The 18,207-nt window shown below is 60.4% G+C and carries 13 protein-coding genes and 2 pseudogenes; 10 read left to right on the top strand and 5 right to left on the bottom strand.

All coding sequences use genetic code 11. The annotated features are described in order from the left end of the window. Window positions 1–279: 279 nt before the first annotated feature. From IAQ70_RS13880 to IAQ70_RS13870, 3 genes are all read left to right on the top strand, one after another. The gene (locus tag IAQ70_RS13880; protein ID WP_223860059.1) at window positions 280–1,959 is read left to right on the top strand and encodes an FAD-dependent monooxygenase; all 1,680 of its coding nucleotides are present in this window, start codon (window positions 280–282) and stop codon (window positions 1,957–1,959) included. A gap of 70 nt (window positions 1,960–2,029) precedes the next feature. Further along, the gene (locus tag IAQ70_RS13875) at window positions 2,030–2,629 is read left to right on the top strand and encodes a cysteine hydrolase family protein (RefSeq protein WP_190989904.1); all 600 of its coding nucleotides are present in this window, start codon (window positions 2,030–2,032) and stop codon (window positions 2,627–2,629) included. Beyond that, window positions 2,626–3,057, top strand: coding sequence for a nuclear transport factor 2 family protein (locus IAQ70_RS13870; RefSeq protein ID WP_190989903.1), 432 nt, complete (start codon window positions 2,626–2,628; stop codon window positions 3,055–3,057). The genes IAQ70_RS13875 and IAQ70_RS13870 overlap by 4 nt, the downstream gene beginning before the upstream one ends. A gap of 33 nt (window positions 3,058–3,090) precedes the next feature. Here the strand turns inward: IAQ70_RS13870 and IAQ70_RS22775 are convergent. After that, window positions 3,091–3,423 (bottom strand): annotated as a pseudogene (locus IAQ70_RS22775) (4-hydroxyphenyl-beta-ketoacyl-CoA hydrolase); the annotation flags it as partial. A 488-nt stretch (window positions 3,424–3,911) separates the two neighbouring features. On the opposite strand from IAQ70_RS22775, the gene IAQ70_RS13860 reads away from it, so the two are divergent. Continuing rightward, window positions 3,912–4,313, top strand: a complete 402-nt coding sequence (locus IAQ70_RS13860) for a hypothetical protein (protein WP_190989901.1) — start codon at window positions 3,912–3,914, stop codon at window positions 4,311–4,313. Between the two features lie 479 nt (window positions 4,314–4,792). Beyond that, a pseudogene (locus IAQ70_RS13855) lies at window positions 4,793–5,821 on the top strand (DUF4192 domain-containing protein). 9 nt (window positions 5,822–5,830) lie between these two features. On the opposite strand, the gene IAQ70_RS13850 reads toward IAQ70_RS13855, so the two are convergent. From IAQ70_RS13850 to IAQ70_RS13835, 4 genes are read right to left on the bottom strand one after another with little or no spacing between them, the layout of a single operon-like run. After that, a complete protein-coding gene (locus tag IAQ70_RS13850; protein WP_190989900.1) occupies window positions 5,831–7,015 on the bottom strand; it encodes an alpha/beta hydrolase family protein in 1,185 nt (394 codons plus the stop codon). Further along, a complete protein-coding gene (locus IAQ70_RS13845) occupies window positions 7,008–7,457 on the bottom strand; it encodes a hypothetical protein (protein ID WP_317983662.1) in 450 nt (149 codons plus the stop codon). The genes IAQ70_RS13850 and IAQ70_RS13845 overlap by 8 nt, the downstream gene beginning before the upstream one ends. Then, window positions 7,454–8,482: a hypothetical protein gene (locus tag IAQ70_RS13840; RefSeq protein ID WP_190989899.1), complete on the bottom strand. Its 1,029-nt coding sequence runs from the start codon at window positions 8,480–8,482 to the stop codon at window positions 7,454–7,456. Before IAQ70_RS13840 ends, IAQ70_RS13845 begins: the two co-directional genes overlap by 4 nt. Next, on the bottom strand, window positions 8,479–8,967 hold the full coding sequence (locus IAQ70_RS13835) for a hypothetical protein (RefSeq protein WP_190989898.1): 489 nt from the start codon (window positions 8,965–8,967) through the stop codon (window positions 8,479–8,481). Before IAQ70_RS13835 ends, IAQ70_RS13840 begins: the two co-directional genes overlap by 4 nt. Before the next feature lie 792 nt (window positions 8,968–9,759). On the opposite strand from IAQ70_RS13835, the gene mobF reads away from it, so the two are divergent. From mobF to IAQ70_RS23345, 5 genes are all read left to right on the top strand, one after another. Next, window positions 9,760–13,332: a MobF family relaxase gene (gene mobF / locus IAQ70_RS13830; protein ID WP_190989897.1), complete on the top strand. Its 3,573-nt coding sequence runs from the start codon at window positions 9,760–9,762 to the stop codon at window positions 13,330–13,332. 20 nt (window positions 13,333–13,352) lie between these two features. Beyond that, window positions 13,353–13,901, top strand: coding sequence for a hypothetical protein (locus tag IAQ70_RS13825; RefSeq protein ID WP_190989896.1), 549 nt, complete (start codon window positions 13,353–13,355; stop codon window positions 13,899–13,901). A gap of 986 nt (window positions 13,902–14,887) precedes the next feature. Further along, window positions 14,888–16,039, top strand: a complete 1,152-nt coding sequence (locus IAQ70_RS13820) for an SIR2 family protein (protein ID WP_190989895.1) — start codon at window positions 14,888–14,890, stop codon at window positions 16,037–16,039. Next, complete coding sequence (locus IAQ70_RS23350) at window positions 16,014–17,792, top strand: ATP-binding protein (RefSeq protein WP_407682594.1); 1,779 nt, start codon at window positions 16,014–16,016, stop codon at window positions 17,790–17,792. Before IAQ70_RS13820 ends, IAQ70_RS23350 begins: the two co-directional genes overlap by 26 nt. After that, window positions 17,789–18,010 carry a KTSC domain-containing protein gene (locus tag IAQ70_RS23345; RefSeq protein WP_190989893.1) on the top strand — a complete coding sequence of 74 codons (222 nt, stop codon included), beginning with the start codon at window positions 17,789–17,791 and terminating at the stop codon, window positions 18,008–18,010. Before IAQ70_RS23350 ends, IAQ70_RS23345 begins: the two co-directional genes overlap by 4 nt. Window positions 18,011–18,207: the final 197 nt, after the last annotated feature.

Raw genomic sequence — 18,207 nt, 5'->3', positions numbered from 1 at the left:
GTCCTCGTCAAGGGCGAAAACAGTCCACCAGTTTCCCGGCGTACCAGAAAGGGTGCCAGGCTCCCTTACAGGGTCTCGATCACCGAAGTGCTTCTGGAAGGTCTCAAGGACTCGTTCTGAGGTGAGCTCACCCCTGGAAACTTCTCTAAGTCTGGGCAAGGTATTTCCTCTCTGTTTCAGGGCGGGATGTGCGGCGGTTTGAGCGCATCGTTACCCTTCACTATTTGCCAACTGTAGACAGTCGGCAGGTATCTGTCAATGGGTTAGTAAATTGTTGCCATGAAGCGGCTCGCCCTCTATTGTAGGCGTAAACAGTCAGCTGTTGACAGTTTTATGAAAGAGGCGTTGATGCAGAAGACATCCGTACTAGTGATCGGTGCAGGACCGGTAGGGCTAGCCATGGCGCTAGAGCTCGGACTCCGCGGCCAAGAGGTGATAGTTCTGGAGGCTGGGGATGGCGCTGTTGACCACCCTCGGGCTGGCGGGCTTTCGATCCGCACGATGGAGTTCTGCCGAAGATGGGGCATCGTCGACGATGTGCGCAACTGCGGCTTTCCTGATAACTATCCGCTGGACATCGTCTTCAGCACAGGGCTTGAGGGATATGACCTGATCCGGGAGCACTACCCGTCCCTGGGTGAGATGCCGGTCCCGCCGGAGAGCCCCGAACGCCGTCAACGGTGTCCCCAACTGTGGTTTGACCCCATCATGGCGAAAGCTGTGGCGAAACAGCCGTCGGTGGAGGTTCGCTACCACACCCGGGCTGACGAGGTGGTTGAGAACTCCGACGGCGGCGCCGTCGTCCGCTGCACCGACACCCAAACGGGCGAGGAATTTCTCATCCATGCCAGGTACGTCGTCGCCTGTGACGGTGCCGGCAGCCGGGTTCGCAGCGCCCTCGGCGTCGAGATGGGCGGCATTCCCCTGCTCAATTACTCCGTCGGCGTGTTCTTCCGCTCCCCGAACCTGCTCGAGGCCAGCAAGCAGGACCCGGCCGCGCGATTCATCTTCATCTCGCCGGATGGACCGGTGGGCAATTTGACGGTCGTCAATGGAGGCGACCTCTGGCGCTACACCTATATGGTCGGCGACAGCCGTCCCGATCTCAAGGAGGACGACGTCGAGGCGACCATGCGCGAGGTTCTGGGTGATCAGATCAAAATCGATATCCTGTCCGTTGCCCCATGGCGCAGGTCGCAACTAGTGGCCAACGAGTTTCGGAAGGGATCGGTGTTCCTGGTCGGCGACTCGGCCCACACGATGTCTCCCACTGGTGGTTTTGGCTCCAACACCGGCATCGGTGAGGCCGTGGATCTGGGATGGAAGCTTGACGCTGTGCTCCGAGGATGGGGAGGCGACAAACTCCTTGATTCATATGAGAGCGAGCGCCGTCCCATCGCAGTCCGGAACAGCTCCGCCGCAACCCGGAACTTCAAGGGCTGGTTCAGCGACGCTGATCTGACCGGACTCTTGGATCAGGATGAGGCGGGGGCTCGTCTGCGGAGCTCGGTAGGAGAGGAACTCATGGCGGGCACGCGCGCCGAGTGGGAGTCCAAGGGAGTCATCTTGGGTTACCGGTACGAGGATTCACCGATCTGCATCGCTGACGGCTCTCCGAAGCCTGCCGACGACTACCGCGTCTACGAGCCCACCAACCGTGCCGGACATCGAGCACCACATGCCTGGCTGGAGGACGGACGATCAACCTTGGACCTCTTCGGCGACGGATTTGTCCTCGTCGATCTGGACGCAGAAGCGAGAGACCCTCAGTTGCAAGCATTGCTCGATGTGGCCGCGTCCCGTGGAATACCCCTACGCAGGGAGGTGCTTCCGGCATCACTTGGGTCTTTCTATCAAACACGTTTGACGTTAATCCGCCCCGACGGACATGTCGCATGGCGCGGTGACGCGTTGCCGGCAGACCCCACCAACCTCTTACTGTCAGTTACCGGACACTGACCGTGTTCGGCAGCCTGCCGCAGCGATCGGCATTATGCCGAGCGCAAAATATCTCAAAGGAGCACACATCATGACACCCAAGCTGGATCCGAAGAACACTGCCCTTCTGTTGATGGACTACCAAGCGTCAACTTTGGGCTTCCTAGCCGAAGCTAGGCCGCTAGTTTCCTCTACCGCCGACGTGGCTGCTGCGGTCCGCGCAGGAGGAGGTGCCGTGGGCTTCGTTCGCGTGGGATTCACCGACGAAGACTATGTGGGGTTCCCCGACGGCCATATTATGGGAGATCGAGTGAAAGCTGGACGTCCCGGCATGGATGCCGACTCTCCGACCACTGCTCTGCACGAAGCACTGAACGTCCAAGACGGCGACATCGTCGTGCGGAAAACCCGTGTCAGTGCATTCTCGACGACCGATCTGCACGAGCAGTTGACGAATGCTGGAATCACGACCTTGATCCTGGCGGGCGTTCATACGAGCGGAGTTGTCCTGACGACTGTGCGTGAGGCACACGATTTGGACTATCGCGTGATTGTCCTGTCAGATGCATGCGCGGATCCGGATGAGACGATACATTCCTTCCTCATGGAAAAGATCTTCCCGAAGCAGGCAAAAGTACTTACCATCGCCGAGGTGCAGTCTGCTCTCCCCGTCGGGAATCCGTCACGATGACCCAGCGGAGCGAAGTGGCGGCGTCGCTTGATTCGACAGATGAGCTGGCGATCCGGCGACTCTACGAGGGATACAACGATTTCATCGACCGGGGGGACGCAGAGTCGTGGGCGATGGTCTGGTGCGAAGACGGTGTGTTCGAACACCCGGCAAGAACTTACAAGGGGCGTGAGGAGCTAGCTTCCTTCGTTCGACAGCGGGCCGCGGGCGCCGCTGCACAACCAGTGACCGGTCTGCGGCATTGGAACTCAGATATCCGGCTTAGCAGCGAGGGGGACCGCGTTGTCGGTGAATGCGCGCTGCTGGTATCTGCTCGCGACCGCGAGTCAGGTTCCCCATCAGTGATGACCACTGGCATGTATTCGGACGTCGTCGCTTGGGACGGCCACCGATGGCGCTTTGTGCGGCGGACGCTGCGCGTCGAGTGACTCCATCGTGGACCGCCCGTCGGCTGAACCAGGCGGGTGATAGCCGGCTTCGGCGGCTTGGTGCTTCAGGTCGTTGATCGCGTCTCGGCCCGTGCGCGGGTCCACGGTGCCGAACGGGATCGGCACATCGCTGTTCCGCGGGGCCCCGGGCCGTCAGTTCAAGAATATTGTTTGGTTCGTGCCTGAGCTGGATGCGGGGGTCCATGGTGAACACTACGGCAGCCAGGTTCAGCTCCCCGCACATCTCGGCAACCGGTCCAGGGACGAGATGCGGTCATTGACCGTGAAATACTTCGCCGAAGCCTCTTTGACGGCGTTGGGCAAGGAACCGTGACAGTGGATGTCCACTTCAAGGTGGACAGCCATCTCGATCGCGTCCAGCGCGGCTGCATCGATCCCCGAGGTGTTTGACTGAGGAGTTCGTGCCCGCAGCTGTGCTCTGGATCCTGACGGTCCTATGGCTGTCTGGCGCCCTCGATCCCCGCCGCGGCAGCGTTTTTCGGGCAACCGCCCTGGCTGCTATGGCCTGCATGCTTTAGATCCCTTCCATCTACTGCCGCTTCGATCCGCTGCTCGGCCAAAACCGTGTCGGACTGGCCACCTTTATGTCCCTTCTCCTCGGGTTTTGGCAATCTCGAACAGCAATCCTCTTGGCCGCCGTCACGGACGTTAACGTACGACGGCGGCAGCTCACTTTTGGTCGGTGGGCTGCGGCATCGCCTGCGGAGCAGTGACGCTAGCGTTTCTGACGAGTCGGGTGGATGTCCCCGACCCAAACGTGCCGCTGACCTACGGTGACCAGCCCGGCGTGGCACTATTCCTGTGGGCGGGATCGGCATTCATCATGTGGATCTGTGGCGATATCGCTCGAATTCCCACACCAACGTTCGGAACATGCACGCGACTGCCTTCCGGGCAGCTTTCACATTGATCGCGCGGGCTGCATTCTGTTCGCCCTGGTTCTTCTCGACCGGCTCCTCCACGGGTACGTGATCAGCGTCGAAGGCACAAACAGCCTGTCGGCCGTCGCCCTGACAACGTTCTACTGGATCGGGGAAACGTTCGCCGTTCTTACGGTCAGTGCTGGCCTGCTGCTCCCCAGTCTGGCCTTTCACCTGAATCACGGCGCTTTCGGAATCCGCGCACGCTTCCTGCTCCTGCAAATTGCGCCTATCTGGACTCGAGTGGCAACCGGCCAGGACCAGCTGATCCTCGCCAAGCCCCAACAAGCTCGTCGCCGTGTCCCGGCACCCTGAAACCCAACTCCACCGACGTATTGCCGAAATTCGCGACTGCGAGGTGGCCAGCCCCGACACCAACGGACACCTCAGCGCCCAAGACCGGGCCGTCGTCGAACGCGCCGAATACGCCCTCGAAAGGCACGCTGGCACACGGTAGAAGCCTCATCCTTCGCGCGATGCGAAACTCTGCATGCCGTCATGCCGCGCCGGCCAAAATCCTCCATGAATGGCCAGAAGCAACTTCGCTGTTTGTCATTCTGATCCCCATCATCGCTGGGCGGGTCCTCCGCGCAACCAAGGAGCGATGCGCCGGCGCGGGTCAAATTTTCGTTCGGCGCTCCTCCGTCGCTTATTTCCTCGCGAAATTTTGGCCCGCTCCCGGTTCCCCAAGTTGCACTCCGGCCCCTCGTACCCAGCGGTGACTCCTCTATCAGAACGACGCACACATCTGACTGACGCGTCCTGTGCCGGCCAGTCGCTGAAGGAGAAGGATCATGGAACCGCTCACCATCAAAACCCCTGCCGACGTCCTCAGTTTCATCGGCCACACCCTGGGCTTCTGGCCCAAAGAAAGCCTGGTCTGCATCACCCTCGCCAACAACCACGTAGGGGCAACCCTCCGCGTCGATCTGCCCAAGCCAGGCACCGAAATCAGCTACGCAAAGATGGTCGCCGGATACCTCAGCCACGACACCAGCGCCGAAGGTGTGCTCTTCGCCGTCTACACCTCCGAACCCAGGAACGGCGATCACAAGCCACACGCGGCTACCATCGCCGCGCTCACCGGCGCCCTCGCCGAGCGAGGACTCACCATTAGGGAAGGACTCCTCGTCGGAGACCAGACGGTGTCACAGTACGACGGCGATCCTGAGAATGGCGTCCGGCTCCCCTTGAGTGCCACCCAATCCAGCGAGATCAACGCCGAATTCGTCTACCGCGGCAGCACCATCGAAACCACCAACCGCATCACGCTGCCGGCATCGACCAAAGAATCCCAGGCCCTGGATGCCGTCGAACACCGTGTCGCCGCAATCCAAGGCCTGAGCCTTTGGGACGCGATGGAGCAGGCCAGGACGCTGTGGACAAAAATGCTCGAAGCGAAGACATACCCGGATGACGAGCAGACCATCGGACTGATCGCGAACCTCCAGTTCCCCGCCATCCGCGACCAACTCATGGCCGATATCCCCTGAATCGACGAACCCATGGACCGGATCCTCCTTGCCCAAACACACGGCAAGCCGCAGTGGTCCCGGGTCGAGTGGGCTGAGCAATTACTGGTCCACGCGTACACGCACAGTGCCACAGTTCACTCTGCTCCGTCCCTGACCGCCATCGCCTTCATCAACTGGTGGGAAGGCCGAGGCAGCAAGGCCCACCAGTTCCTGGAACTCGCCCTCGACGCCGACCCAAACTATCGTTTGGCTAGGCTCAGCGACCAAATGATCGGAACCGGAATGGTCGCCGGCTGGAGCATGGACAAGGGCACTGCCTACCGGGATCGGGGACTCGAAGCGTCTTAAGCCCCGCAGTTATAGGGATACGGACGACGACGGCGGGGCGTTCCGGAGCCAGTTCTCCACCGCCGCATCCCATCCGTCCGGGTCGGAATTCCACTCCTGCGTGTGCTCCGCGGAAGGGAAAGTGAGCAGCGTTGCCAGGTCGGGGCGCCGGGTGACGAACTCGCGGGAAATGGCAAACGGTGTCGAACGGTCCCCTTCATTGTGGATGACAAGCAGGGGGACACTGAGTTCGTTCGCCCGGGCTAAGAAGTCCAGGGCCGGAAAATTCAAGGGCGCATCCAAGCCTGTGATCCAGCGCGTTCCGGAGGAACAAAGCATCTGCAGCCCAAGCCGGGCAACCCAACCAGGAAGCTTGCTGGACCGCGCATTGGCCACCAGCGTGCTGCTCCAGTCGATAACGGGGGCATTCAGCACGAGCCGAGAGATGCGGTCCCGAAACTCCGAAGATGCCGCCAGCTGAAGGGCGATTGAGGCACCGAGAGACCATCCGAAAAGCACTATATGGCGTGCCCCTTGCCCAACGGCATACGAAACCGCCGCTTCAACGTCGTGCCATTCGGTCTGCCCCAGGTGATACCTGCCATCCGACGATGCAGGAGAATCGCGGTCGTTGCGGAGTGACACAACCAAGGATGTGTATCCCAGTCCGTCCGCAACGGGCACACCGCGGAGGGCGCCGGCTTTCGAACCACCCAAGCCATGGATGTGGATGGCCCACGGGGAAGAGCCTCCGGATGGCTGCGTCGGTGTGAACTTCCAGGCGGGCGCCACTCCGTTCTCGACTGGGATCTGGACGTTAGAGTATGGCAGCCCCAAGGCCTCCGGCGTCGAATAGACGTATCCGCTCCAAATGCCGGCCTTGGCAGTCATAAGATCGCCGGAGTCAACCCGTTCAACGCGGCGGGTTACCGTCCCGGCCGCATAGTCAGAGGACACGATCTCTCCAATGCAGGCATGCCCTCTGCCGTTGGCAAACCAGATGCTGTAACGGCCTGGTGCCGCGGTACGCACCGACGCCGGTAACTCCACCATCAACGTTTCGTCAGCATCGCGGAACACACGACGGATTTGCAGGTCCTCCTTCCGCTGCGTTTTGGGCACCACCACTTGCCGGGCAAAGTAGGCCGCGGCGAGAAGGGACGCAGCGCCCACAATGCCACAGCCTGTGGCGACAGCTGCAGCGGCACTACGCACCGGCGTCGTCCTCGGGAGTTTTAAGGCGTTCGTCGATTGCTTTACGCAGGCGCACGAGCGTCTCCGGAGAAATCCCCTGCAGTTGCCTTGCAGCAAAGTTTCTCACGCGGTTTTCCCGAAGTGTCCGCAGTAGCTGAAGCTGCGCATCCACCAAGTCGGGCACGTCGCCGTCGTCGTCCAATAAGTACTTGGGATCAACGCCGAAGAATTCGGCGAGGTTCTTCAAGAGCTCCGGGTCAGTCGCCATGGAACTGTCGCCGGCACGCATGTAGGCCCAGCGGGAGCGGGACAACGGCGTTCCGCGGTCAGACATGTGCTTGCTTATCTGCGGATAAGTCAGGGGCGCTGAACCCTGGGCCTCAAAAAGATCCAGAAGCAGATTTAGCTTCCGCGCGAGTTTCGCCTGCGGCTGTTCGGGAATCCCAGCGTCGATATCGGTCACGGATGTGAGTCCCCTTTCCGCGACAACCACGGTCCTCGATGTTCGGGCACTGCCAACCGCGCACCGAGATGCTGCTCCGCTTCTCGGAGAACATCTAGATCATTCTGACTCAGCGATTGGGCAAGGTGGGGGTCCACGAACAGCGCGTCCTGGATCTCCACCAACATCCTGTGCAGTCGGCGCCTCGGGGCATCGTGGCGGTCGATCGCAGTTTGAGCCAAATCCAGGCGGATCTCGGATCGCCTCGACGTGCTTCGTTCCCAGAGCCCAGCAAGTCGTTCGACAAGGATGGCTGCGGACCGGGCATCAGCTCTCCGCTCCAGACGACGGGCGACGGGCGGCAAGGCCAGACCCACGCAAAGGAAGACCATGGCGCCCACCACCGCGGCGTCGTAGACGTAGGAGAGACGTGTCATGGCCTCAAGGTCGCCCATGAGATGGAGGACATCCATCCCCAGCACCGTGAGGACCATCACCACAGCCAGAGCGCAGCCCACGCCGATGAACACAAAAGCGACGCGGAAGTACGGCCTCGCCATCACGCTGCGGAACCTGAAACAGGTAATGCCGGTGGTGGCCACCACCACCCCGATGTAGAGGAACTGAACACCCGAGTATGCGGCCGCTGGCCACTGGCTTCCAAAATCCCTCATGAAGGAGGTGGAAGTCCGCGGTGCATCAACCAGGCTGAAGCTAACAATGAGGGCCCCAACCACAACCCCGAGCGCCGAAAGCCCTACCCTATTGTGTGCGTCCGCCGTTTCACTGACATCGGCGGCGCGCAGGATCGCACGGGACAGGAAGTAGATACCGACAACCATGAAGATATTGGCTATGAGGTCCAAGAAATTACGGCTACCGAGTACGCGGTCTCCCGCGACGTAGATCCGGTCAATGTTTAGCGTGAGTGCCGTAGCGATCGTTAGTGCCGCCACTAGGATGCTCTTGTCTTTGCGCCGCTTCAGATCCGGCAGGAGGCATAGCGCCAGACACCAGATCACGGCTGCAGCAATGTCCTGAATCATCCGAAGATCCGTTCAAACGACCGCGGCTCGGGGCTGCTGTCCCGGATGGCAGCGGCAAAGAGATCTGCCAAGGTTTCGGCAGCGGCCTCGATGTGGTCCAGGAAGTCACTCCGCCCCAGGATCCGCGACACCTTCTCGCCGGACAGATTCGGAAACAACGTCTCCGCATAGTTTGAAGACACCACTAGCTCATCGTGTCGGAGCACCATATGGCCCAGTTCGTGAAGGATGAACTGCTGCCGGTGGAGTGCCGACGGCGTCGGCGCGTGCAGAATGACCTCCGTGCTCTCCGTGGACAACCACAACCCGCAGACCGATCCCCCGCTCAAGGACTCGGAAACGTCGATCTCAATCCGCCGATGCCGGAGGATCTCAACAATCGATATCAAGCGTTCCAGCGAGAGACGACTCGGCAAACTAAGTGCGAGGAAACCTTCTGCAGCGGATCGCGCCGGCGAATATTTAGCGGATGTTGTGCCGTCCATCGGAACCCCCATCATGCGGCCGCCGACTTGTGTCGTACGCTCGCCATCTGATTCACGGTCCGCTCCTCCAAGAACATCAAGAGGCGCCTCAGTTCCATTGAACGCCCTTGCTCTGGACATGTCCAGAGCAACTATCCCGCCGACTCCTCCAGGCATGCCGGTTCCAACGGCTCAGGCCTCGGACCGCACCAAGCCACCAAGAACCTCACACCTCTGGCATCCAAGGCCGTCGCCGTGAGCGCCTGCTCACGACCAGTCATGTCGCCAGATACGTCGACGCTGATGAACGGTCGTGAGCGGGAAAACTTGCGAGGAATGTCGAGGACGTTTCATACCCTCGCGCGCGTCGCAACGGTTCTGCTCCACGCGCTGCGCCAACCGACAGCGTGACCGTCGACGGCGGCGCCACGCCTCACCGCGACGCCAACCCCTTCCCCGCCAGGTCCCACCCCAAGCCGCGGCCCCAGATTCCTCGATTGCCCCGGCAGCCCCCGGTCCCGCTGGCAACCAGGCACTGGACTTCGTCCTCCGTCAGCTCCGTTCCCAAGCAACAGACATCGACCGCCTCGAAGCCGAGAACGCTGACCAAAGGGCAACCATCAAAACCCTCCGTGCCGACGTCGTACGCCTCCACACAGTCCAGCAAACCGACGCTCAGGACCTGCTCCATCTCGCCGGCAAGCTACTGGCCCTCATCCGAGCAGTCGGCGTAGAACTCGACAACAGCACCAAACAGCTCCTTCGCCGTCGCGGCTGGTCGTCCGCCAGCCGCAGCCAGCAAGCCGCGCAGCAATGACGATGTCCATCGCCAGGCTCTCGGCCCAGTCCGGCCTGAAGTACCTGTTCAAAACCACCATGATGGATGACCTGACGGTCACCCCCGCTGACGCCACAACCTACTACATGAAAGCAGGAACTCCCCAGGGCCGCTGGCTCGGCCAAGGCCTACAATGCATCAACCGCACCAGCGAAGACAAAGTCACAGAAACTGACGCCAAAGCAATCTTTGACCACGCCACCCATCCAGACACAGGCGCTCCCCTGGGCCGTCCGCACGGCCAGCCCACGGTCGTCCAAAACAGCCACGGACAAGTAAGCACCCGCCACGCCGTCGTCGGCTTCGATCTCACCTTCAGTGTCCCAAAATCGGTGTCGGTCCTCTGGGCCCTCAGCCCACGGAGCATTCAAGACCAAATCCTCGATACCCACCACCAAGCAGTCAGCGCCACCCTTGAGTGGCTCGAAGAGCATGTCATCCATACGCGGGCCGGGCGGAATGGCGTCGCCCACCTCAGCACGCGTGGCGCCATCGCGGCCGCGTTCGACCATTGGGAGTCCCGCGCTGGAGATCCGCAACTGCACACCCACATGGTCATCGCCAACCGTGTCCAGCGCATCACCGACGGTGCATGGGTCACCCCGGACTCGCGGACGATCTACAAGGCCGCGGTCGCCGCCAGCGAGCACTACAACGGTCTCCTCTTTGATGCCCTCCACCGGAACCTCGGCACGGACACGGACATCCGCGAACCAGCCGCGAATACGCACAATCCCACTCAGCAGCTCACCGGCATCGACGACGCGCTGATCCGCGAATTCTCCAACCGCTCCCGCCTCATCGATCTGGAAACGGACCGTCTCGTCGCCGAATGGACCGCCAGCCACGGCACTCCCCCAACCGCTACGACCACCATCAAGCTCCGCCAACAGGCAACCCTTTCCACCCGCACCGCGAAACCGGAAACAGCCATCCCTCTCCACCAGCTGTCCGCACAGTGGCGCACGCGCGCGGCCGCCAAAGGCTTTGAGCCCGGAGACGTACTCGCAAACACCATCCGGCGCTCCCGCGCAACCCCTTTCCGCACTGGTGACTTCACTCCCGACTGGATCGATGCCGTCGGCTCACTGACACGCGAGCGCGTAGCGGCCAAACGGGCCACCTGGAACCGGTGGAACCTTCTCGCGGAAGCCGAGCGCGTCTGCGCCGACATCCGCTGCCTCACCCCAGAAGACCGCAACACCATGATCGACGCTGTAGCCACAGCCGCCGAAAGCCAGTCCGTCCCCCTCAACGAGTACCGCTACACCGTCCCCGTCAACGCGCAGCCCGATCTCCGCTTCGCGAAACGCAGCATCTTCGACTTTCACGGCTCCCGTCTCTACACGGACGCCGGGACGCTCGCCAACGAGAACCTCGTCATGGAGGCAAGGGACGACGACGGCGGCCCGACCGTGAGCGCGGCCGTCGCCATGGAGTCACTCGCCAGTTACAGACGCCGTGATCGGCTCGTGCTGCACAGCGACCAGCGTGCAGCAGCGGCCCAGGTTCTGTTGAGCGGCAACCGTCTGGACGCCGTCGTCGGTCCCGCGGGAACCGGCAAGACCACCACCCTCGGAGCAGTCAAGGCTGTCTGGGAAACCGAATTCGGGGCAGGCAGTGTGGTCGGGTTGGCCCCTGCAGCGGCCAGTGCCGAGGTCCTGGGACGCGAGCTGGCGATGGCCGCGGAGAACGTGGCCAAATGGCTGTACGAGTCCGTCGGCCAGGGAGCCGGCACCCGAGCTTCACAGTTCTTCGACGCCGAGCGTCGACTCCGCTCGCAAACGACGGGTTCCGGCCCGCAGTCCACCCGGCTTGCACAGAAGGCCGCCCGCCTCGCTGCTGACCAGGACAGGTGGCGTTTTCATCCCAACCAGCTGATCGTCGTCGACGAGGCGTCCATGGTTTCCACCCTTCAGTTGTCGGCGTTGGTGCAGCAAGCCCGGGATGCCGGGGCCAAGGTGCTCCTGGTCGGCGATCCCGGGCAACTGGACGCCATTGACGCCGGTGGAGTACTCGGGTGGCTGGACCGGCAGGGCAAGACGGTGCGGCTGAGCACAATATGGCGGTTCGAGCAGGTGTGGGAGCAGGCGGCTTCACTGAAGCTCCGTGCCGGGGACTTTGCGGCCATAGGTGACTACGAGCGGTACCGCCGCATCCAACACGGCTCGTACCTCGACATGGTGGGTCGCGCATACCAAAGCTGGCAGTCGGACATCCGCGACGGCAAGTCGTCCATTCTCATCGCTGCCGATAACGACACCGTCAACATGCTCAACCAACGCGCTCAGGCCGATCGAGTCATCCAAGGTTCCGTGGACGCCGAACACACGGTACCGCTCAGTGACGGCTCGCGAGCCGGCACGGGCGATACGGTCATCGCCCGCCGCAATGACCGCCACATCGCGGACAGTAGCGGTGACTTCATCCGGAACGGAACAATGCTCGACGTCGTCTGTACCGGCAGGCGCGACGGCTCACTGACCGCTGTTCGCCGAGATACCGGCGCGACAGTCACTCTGCATCGCGACTACGTTGAGGCCTCAGTTGAGTTGGGATATGCAACAACAGCCCACCGGTCGCAGGGCATCACTGTGCACACAGGACACACCGTGGTCACACAGGGACGGCTGACACGCGAACTGCTGTACGTGAGTATGACCCGGGGTCGCGCGGAAAACCATGCGTACGTTAGCGAAAACAGTCCCATGGACGATGAGCCACTGGACCCAGCCCTTCAAGTCTCGTGGCGCCAGATCCTGGGTGAGGTGCTTGCCGCCGAGGGTGCCGAACGTACTGCCCACGAAGTCCGCGAGGCCGAACAGTCCAAGGCGGACAGTCTGGAGCGCCTCAGCGCTGAATACGACTACCTCTCACAGATCGCTGCCGCTGAGGACCTGTCGACGTTCCTTGATAGTCACGCGCCCGGCAGGGCCGCTGAACTCCAGCAATCACCATCGTGGGGCGCGTCCGTCGCGGCATGGCGCCGATCCGCTGAAGTCAGCCGTCCCAGCGCACAACGGCTGGTGCTCGGCGCACTGGAAACGAGCGCAGGCGCGCAAGATACAGCGGCCGTGGTCCATGCCCGGCTCCGGCGGTACCTCTCCGGGATGCCGGATGGCGGACTGGATTCCATAGCCGAGGCGATCCCTACTGCCCGACCCGACCTGGCTGGCCTGATCCACCAGGTACAGATCCGCTTCCAGAACAGGATGGACCACGTCGGCCGAACAGCAATCGTGCAAGACACTGATTGGAAGCGGACCCTGATGGAGGCCCTGGGTCCCAACGTCCTTCCGGAGGATGCGATGGAAGTCATCCGCCACGCCGCCTTATATAGGGACAGGTGGGGCATCGGTGCTTCGCCCCTTCCAGTAGGACCAGTTCCGGCCTCTCATGAATGGGAACAACAGGAGAAGCGGGCAAATATTGAGCGTCTCATGGATCGGGCCAGGCATTCGTCCCCCCGGCATGTACAGGCGGAAGAGCGGAGCAGATACCTGGATAGCTCAAAAAACCGCCTTATCAATGTCGGTTGGCAACTCTAAACTGGGCAAGAAGGCAATCCATGGATACGAACCCAGTCCTGAAACCGAAGCATGCGACACCTGCGCTTATCCTCAGCAGCGCGGTCGTCTTCGTCTGCGTCGTCTCCCTTGCCGGAACAATTGCCGCCAACTGGCAGCCGACATTGTTCCTGCTCCTGGCGGCTTGGGCGTCTGTCTTTCTTGCTGGCATTGTCGGCATGATCTGGTTCGCCCGAGCCCGCCGACTTCGTGCCTGGAAAGCAGCAGCAAGTGAGAAGTGGAACCACTTCGACGACATGAAGCGAACCCACGGAACCACGACAGAGGTCACCGTTCTAAGTGTCGATTCCCTCCAGCCAACCGGATCCTGGATCACAATCAGGTGGGACCGTTTCGAACATGTTCAGAGCGCTTGGATGGAAGCGTTGCATGACCCAATCTGGCCCGGGTCAATATTGTTGATTGCACCGGACCCGGCCCAAGTTGCGCCCGGTTCGCCGTGGCCCACTACCTACTACATAGAGGCTTCGCATTGCCTCGCTTGGGCACCAGGCAGCGTGGCTCAAAAAAGGCTAAGGCCTCACGGCTAGCCAGACGCTTGGCTTCTAAATTCCTTCGGCTCTGCGATGGGGAGTTAGATAGGCTCAAAAGTCCTACTTCAGCGTTCGGTGTCGGCCCCCAATGCAGACGGACGATTGCACAGGCATCGCAACCCTGACTGGCGGTACAAAGCCTGCCATCGATCCACCTATCGCTGGGCTTTATACTGCGTCATCGCGCATCCCATCGTCTCGGCTTTTGAGCAGCGGGGAGATTTGGGATGTGGACAGCAGTCAAAATCTGGCCGCAGATGGCACTGACTGCGTCGCGCCGACAAGCAGCTTGGTCTGACCGTAGCAGAATCCTTTTGCCATCGAAGTTGCCGTCATGCCGCTTACACACGAACCATGTGTTCAAATCCCACCGTGGCCGCCAGGCAAGTAGTAAGGCCCCTGCTTCCCTTATGAACAAAAGGAAGTAGGGGTTTTGCTTTGCCCCCAAATCCCGCCCACAGTAACGCACTGGTAACGAAACTCTCGCGGAGCTCTGTGCTCAGCCGTCGCCAGGACCGGGGCTCGAAGCCAAATACTCAGCCACCACCGGCGCCAACACCAGCGAGTCTCCCAAGAAGCCTTGGCCGCATGGGGCGATTATTTTCTGGATTACACCCGGCTCCGGTCGACCGCTCAGAGGACAAAGGCGAACACGCCACAGCCCGATGGCCCTCGGATCGCCGGTGCGAAGCAGCGTGTGGCTGGATGACATATCCGTTGAGGGGGCGCAGGCAGCCCGGGGGCGCGATGCCGCGCCGGGGCGACGATCAGCGAAAGGTTGGTCAGGAACCCCTGCGGCACGGTTCAAACACCGTGGGCCCTCCTCAGTTCAAGGGTTATGTCACCAACGTCATGGCCAAGTACAGCAAGGCTCTCCAGCACGGTACCGAGTTGACGTGTGGCAAGCTACTTCCAACTTCTGGACTTGCTCAACTTCCGACAAATGACCGAGCCCCAGGTAAAAGTTCGTTACTGTCAGAATCATGACTACCCATGACCCGGCCCTATTTGCAGGCGGTTTGAGCGCTAAACTCGCAACTCGATCACGCCATGTTTGCGGCTTTTTAGGCGCTGGAACCTCGAAAGCATGCGGTTTGCCGGACGTAGCCACACTGCAGGCGCGAATAACGGCACAGCTCAAGGGCGATGAGCTGGCAGCATTCAACCGAATCACTTCAGTGAGAAATCTCGAACAGGCGCTCAGCCGCCTCCGGAGGATTCAAGCCGTGGTTGAAGGCGATGATGTCGTCGATGGTTTGACCGGGAGTCAGGCAAAAGATTTAGATACGGCTATCTGCCGACTAATTATTACTGAGCTGTCGACGACAAAGGTTGACCTTGATCCCGTCCGTAACTTGGCGGCCTGGGTTGCGCGAGCGGATTATGTGAAGCCGATCGAGCTTTTCACCGTGAATTATGATTCGTTGCTTGAGCAAGCTCTTGAGGCGCAGGGTGTTCCATACTTCGATGGTTTCGTTGGTTCCTTTAGAGCCCGTTTCCGAACGGACATGGTAGAGGCTACCTCCGGAGACACTGACGTGTGGCTTCCGTCCTTCTATGCACGTCTTTGGAAGCTTCACGGATCCGTGAACTGGACCTGGGACACGGACGGTCCGATGGACCAGGTTGTCAGGTTGGGATCGGCCATTCCTGCTGGCGAACTGGCTGCCATTTTCCCTTCGGATGCGAAGTACGAGGAATCCCGCCGCATGCCTTTCGTGGTTCTTCAAGACCGAATGCGGCGCGCGTTAAACGAGCCGGAGACACTGTTTCTGGTGTCAGGCTACTCTTGGGCCGACGATCATCTTAACGAACTGATCTTCGATGCTGTGTCTCGTCGACCTCGGTCGGAGGTTGTGGCTTTCTGCTATGCCGAGATACCTCCTACCCTTGCTGATACGGCTCTCAAAACCCCCAACCTCCAAGTGATAACTCAGAAAGAGGCCATTATTGGCGGGATCCGAGCGCCGTGGTGCAGTCCAGAATCGACTGCGATGATGCCGGTAGATGTCTGGAACGACGACCGATGCCATCTGGGCGATTTTGCTCAGCTGGCGACCTTCCTCGCTCGGAGTTCGTCCGCGCCCGCCGCCAGTACGCAGCTCACGGATGCTGGTGGGCTCAATGGGATCTAAAGATGAAACCTATATTGGACGCGTACGTCATGTGCTCGGCTCGCAGATTACCGTAGCTCTGGATCCTGAATTGGCGGGCATTGCCCCAATCTATAAGGGACAGCTTCAACAAGTAGGTCAAATCGGCTCGCTCGTCCGCCTCCCACAAGGAATGGTTGACCTCATTGCCACCGTAACTCTTGTGGGTATTTCAGAGCTCACGCTTGGTCTTGGTCCTCAGGAAACGTCACCCGTGGGCGAGAGATGGTTACAAGTACAGCTTCTAGGTGAAGTCGACCGAGGTACGCGACAGTTTCGCCGCGGCGTCGGTTCCTACCCCGGGCTTGACGATCAAGTACATTTTGCGCGGACAGAAGAACTTGAAGCCGTCTATCCCAACCCTTCTACGACTCACATACGGGTTGGTCGCCTATCGTCTTCTCAGGCCATTCCTGTGGCTCTTGATGTTAACAAGCTCGTCGTGCGCCACTCGGCCGTCGTTGGTTCGACTGGGTCAGGAAAAACCAGTGCCGTCGCATCTTTGCTCCAAGGTTTCTCAAACGGACACTGGCCAGCCGCAAACATTGTCGTTATTGACAGTCACGGTGAGTACGGACACGCTTTGGCACAACATGCCTCGATACGATCAGTGCTCGGCAGCGGGGAGACGCGACTGCACGTCCCCTTTTGGGCTCTCCCCGCAGCAGATATCCTGCGGGCCTTTGCCGGCTCCTCAGGTGGGCCGACCACCCAGAAAACTTGGACAACTTTGGTCGCAGATGCCAGACGCGAATTTGTGCTTAGTGCATCGTGGCTTCACCTTAATCCAAGTGCAGTGACTGCTGACACCCCAGTGCCCTTTGACATTCGGAAAGCATGGCTCCGGCTTGATTCCGAGAATCGGGAGACTCGTCGAGACAAGCAAGACCCGTCGACGGTTTGCTTGGACAAAGAAGGGAGCGCGGAGACACTCACCCCAAACGCATACCTTCCCCACGGTCCTGGCGGAAAACCACCGATGCAGAACCCCATGTTCGGGACACACGGGAGTACTCCTGAGCTACTGAGGCTCGGGCTGCTGGACCCACGGCTAGCGTTCCTTCTGGAGCCCTCAGGTACTCCGGAAGGTCCCGATCCTTTGGTTGATGCGGTCGATTCCTGGATTGGGGGGTCTAAGCCCCTGTCTGTTCTTGATTTCAATGGTGTGCCCGATGACGCCGCCGAACTTGCTATAGGGGTCATATTAAAGCTGCTATTTGATGTGGCAATACGTACGCCGAATGGATCTGTGGGAATCGGACGCCCAAGTCCAGTCTTGATCGTGCTCGAGGAGGCTCATCGATACCTGGGTGATGGTGCCGCCCCAATTGCTAGGAATGCGGCGAACAAGATCGCCCGCGAGGGGCGCAAATATGGCATTGGTTTGATGTTAGTCACTCAGAGGCCCTCAGACCTCCCCGATACGGCATTGGCTCAGTGCGGGACGATTATTGCACTGCGACTGAGTAACAGTGCCGATCAGGGCAAGATTCGCATGGCTTTGCCGGACAGCGTGGCCGGACTAGCAGAGACACTTCCCTCCCTTCGAACAGGTGAAGCGATAATAAGTGGAGAAGGACTAGTTCTGCCCACGCGAGCTTTGTTGGATCGCCCCGACCCACTACCTTTGGCCGAGGATCCATCCTTGGAATCTTGGCGGAATGGCCACGGAACACGGGATACTGCACCTGCCCTGGCCAGATGGCGGGGTATCTATGAGATGGAGAAACAATGACGTTTGAATGGCAGCCTGTGGAATCCGCACGCATTGTGGCGGAGGGCTATGATCCTGACGTCGAGACGATCTATGTGGAATTCCCTAGAGGTGGGGTTCAGTGGTGGTACGGCGGGTGCACGCCAGACGTTTGGGAGGAGTTCACAGCTCCGGGTCAATCTCGAGGTCAATTTATTCATCAGGTCCTTAACGGGAAACCCAATGGGCGTTACTCCTGATTTGTACTAGGCCAGACCTTGACCGCTCCGAAAGATAGGCCCATGAATAGCATGGGCGTTTCGTTCCGGGTTCGTGTCCGGTGCAATGTTATTAGCGAGTCACTGACTCACTCGTCCACACCATAACCGACATTATGGTGTGTGGGTTTATGGTGTATAGATTCACAAAAGATTTCAGGACAGTATTTGGCAAATTT

Origin of the sequence: Pseudarthrobacter sulfonivorans, assembly GCF_014712225.1 — a bacterium.
GTDB lineage: Bacteria > Actinomycetota > Actinomycetes > Actinomycetales > Micrococcaceae > Arthrobacter > Arthrobacter sulfonivorans.
The sequence above is the reverse complement of the archived record's forward strand: the minus strand, read 5'-3'. Positions and strand labels throughout refer to the sequence as shown.

Bases quoted from the DNA above. Each gene is read 5' to 3' on its own strand.
- IAQ70_RS13880 (WP_223860059.1), top strand. From the start codon at position 280: ATGAAGCGGCTCGCCCTCTATTGTAGGCGTAAACAGTCAGCTGTTGAC.
- IAQ70_RS13875 (WP_190989904.1), top strand. From the start codon at position 2,030: ATGACACCCAAGCTGGATCCGAAGAACACTGCCCTTCTGTTGATGGAC.
- IAQ70_RS13870 (WP_190989903.1), top strand. From the start codon at position 2,626: ATGACCCAGCGGAGCGAAGTGGCGGCGTCGCTTGATTCGACAGATGAG.
- IAQ70_RS13840 (WP_190989899.1), bottom strand. From the start codon at position 8,482: ATGATTCAGGACATTGCTGCAGCCGTGATCTGGTGTCTGGCGCTATGC.
- IAQ70_RS13835 (WP_190989898.1), bottom strand. From the start codon at position 8,967: ATGGACGGCACAACATCCGCTAAATATTCGCCGGCGCGATCCGCTGCA.
- mobF (WP_190989897.1), top strand. From the start codon at position 9,760: ATGACGATGTCCATCGCCAGGCTCTCGGCCCAGTCCGGCCTGAAGTAC.
- IAQ70_RS13825 (WP_190989896.1), top strand. From the start codon at position 13,353: ATGGATACGAACCCAGTCCTGAAACCGAAGCATGCGACACCTGCGCTT.
- IAQ70_RS13820 (WP_190989895.1), top strand. From the start codon at position 14,888: ATGACTACCCATGACCCGGCCCTATTTGCAGGCGGTTTGAGCGCTAAA.
- IAQ70_RS23350 (WP_407682594.1), top strand. From the start codon at position 16,014: ATGCTGGTGGGCTCAATGGGATCTAAAGATGAAACCTATATTGGACGC.
- IAQ70_RS23345 (WP_190989893.1), top strand. From the start codon at position 17,789: ATGACGTTTGAATGGCAGCCTGTGGAATCCGCACGCATTGTGGCGGAG.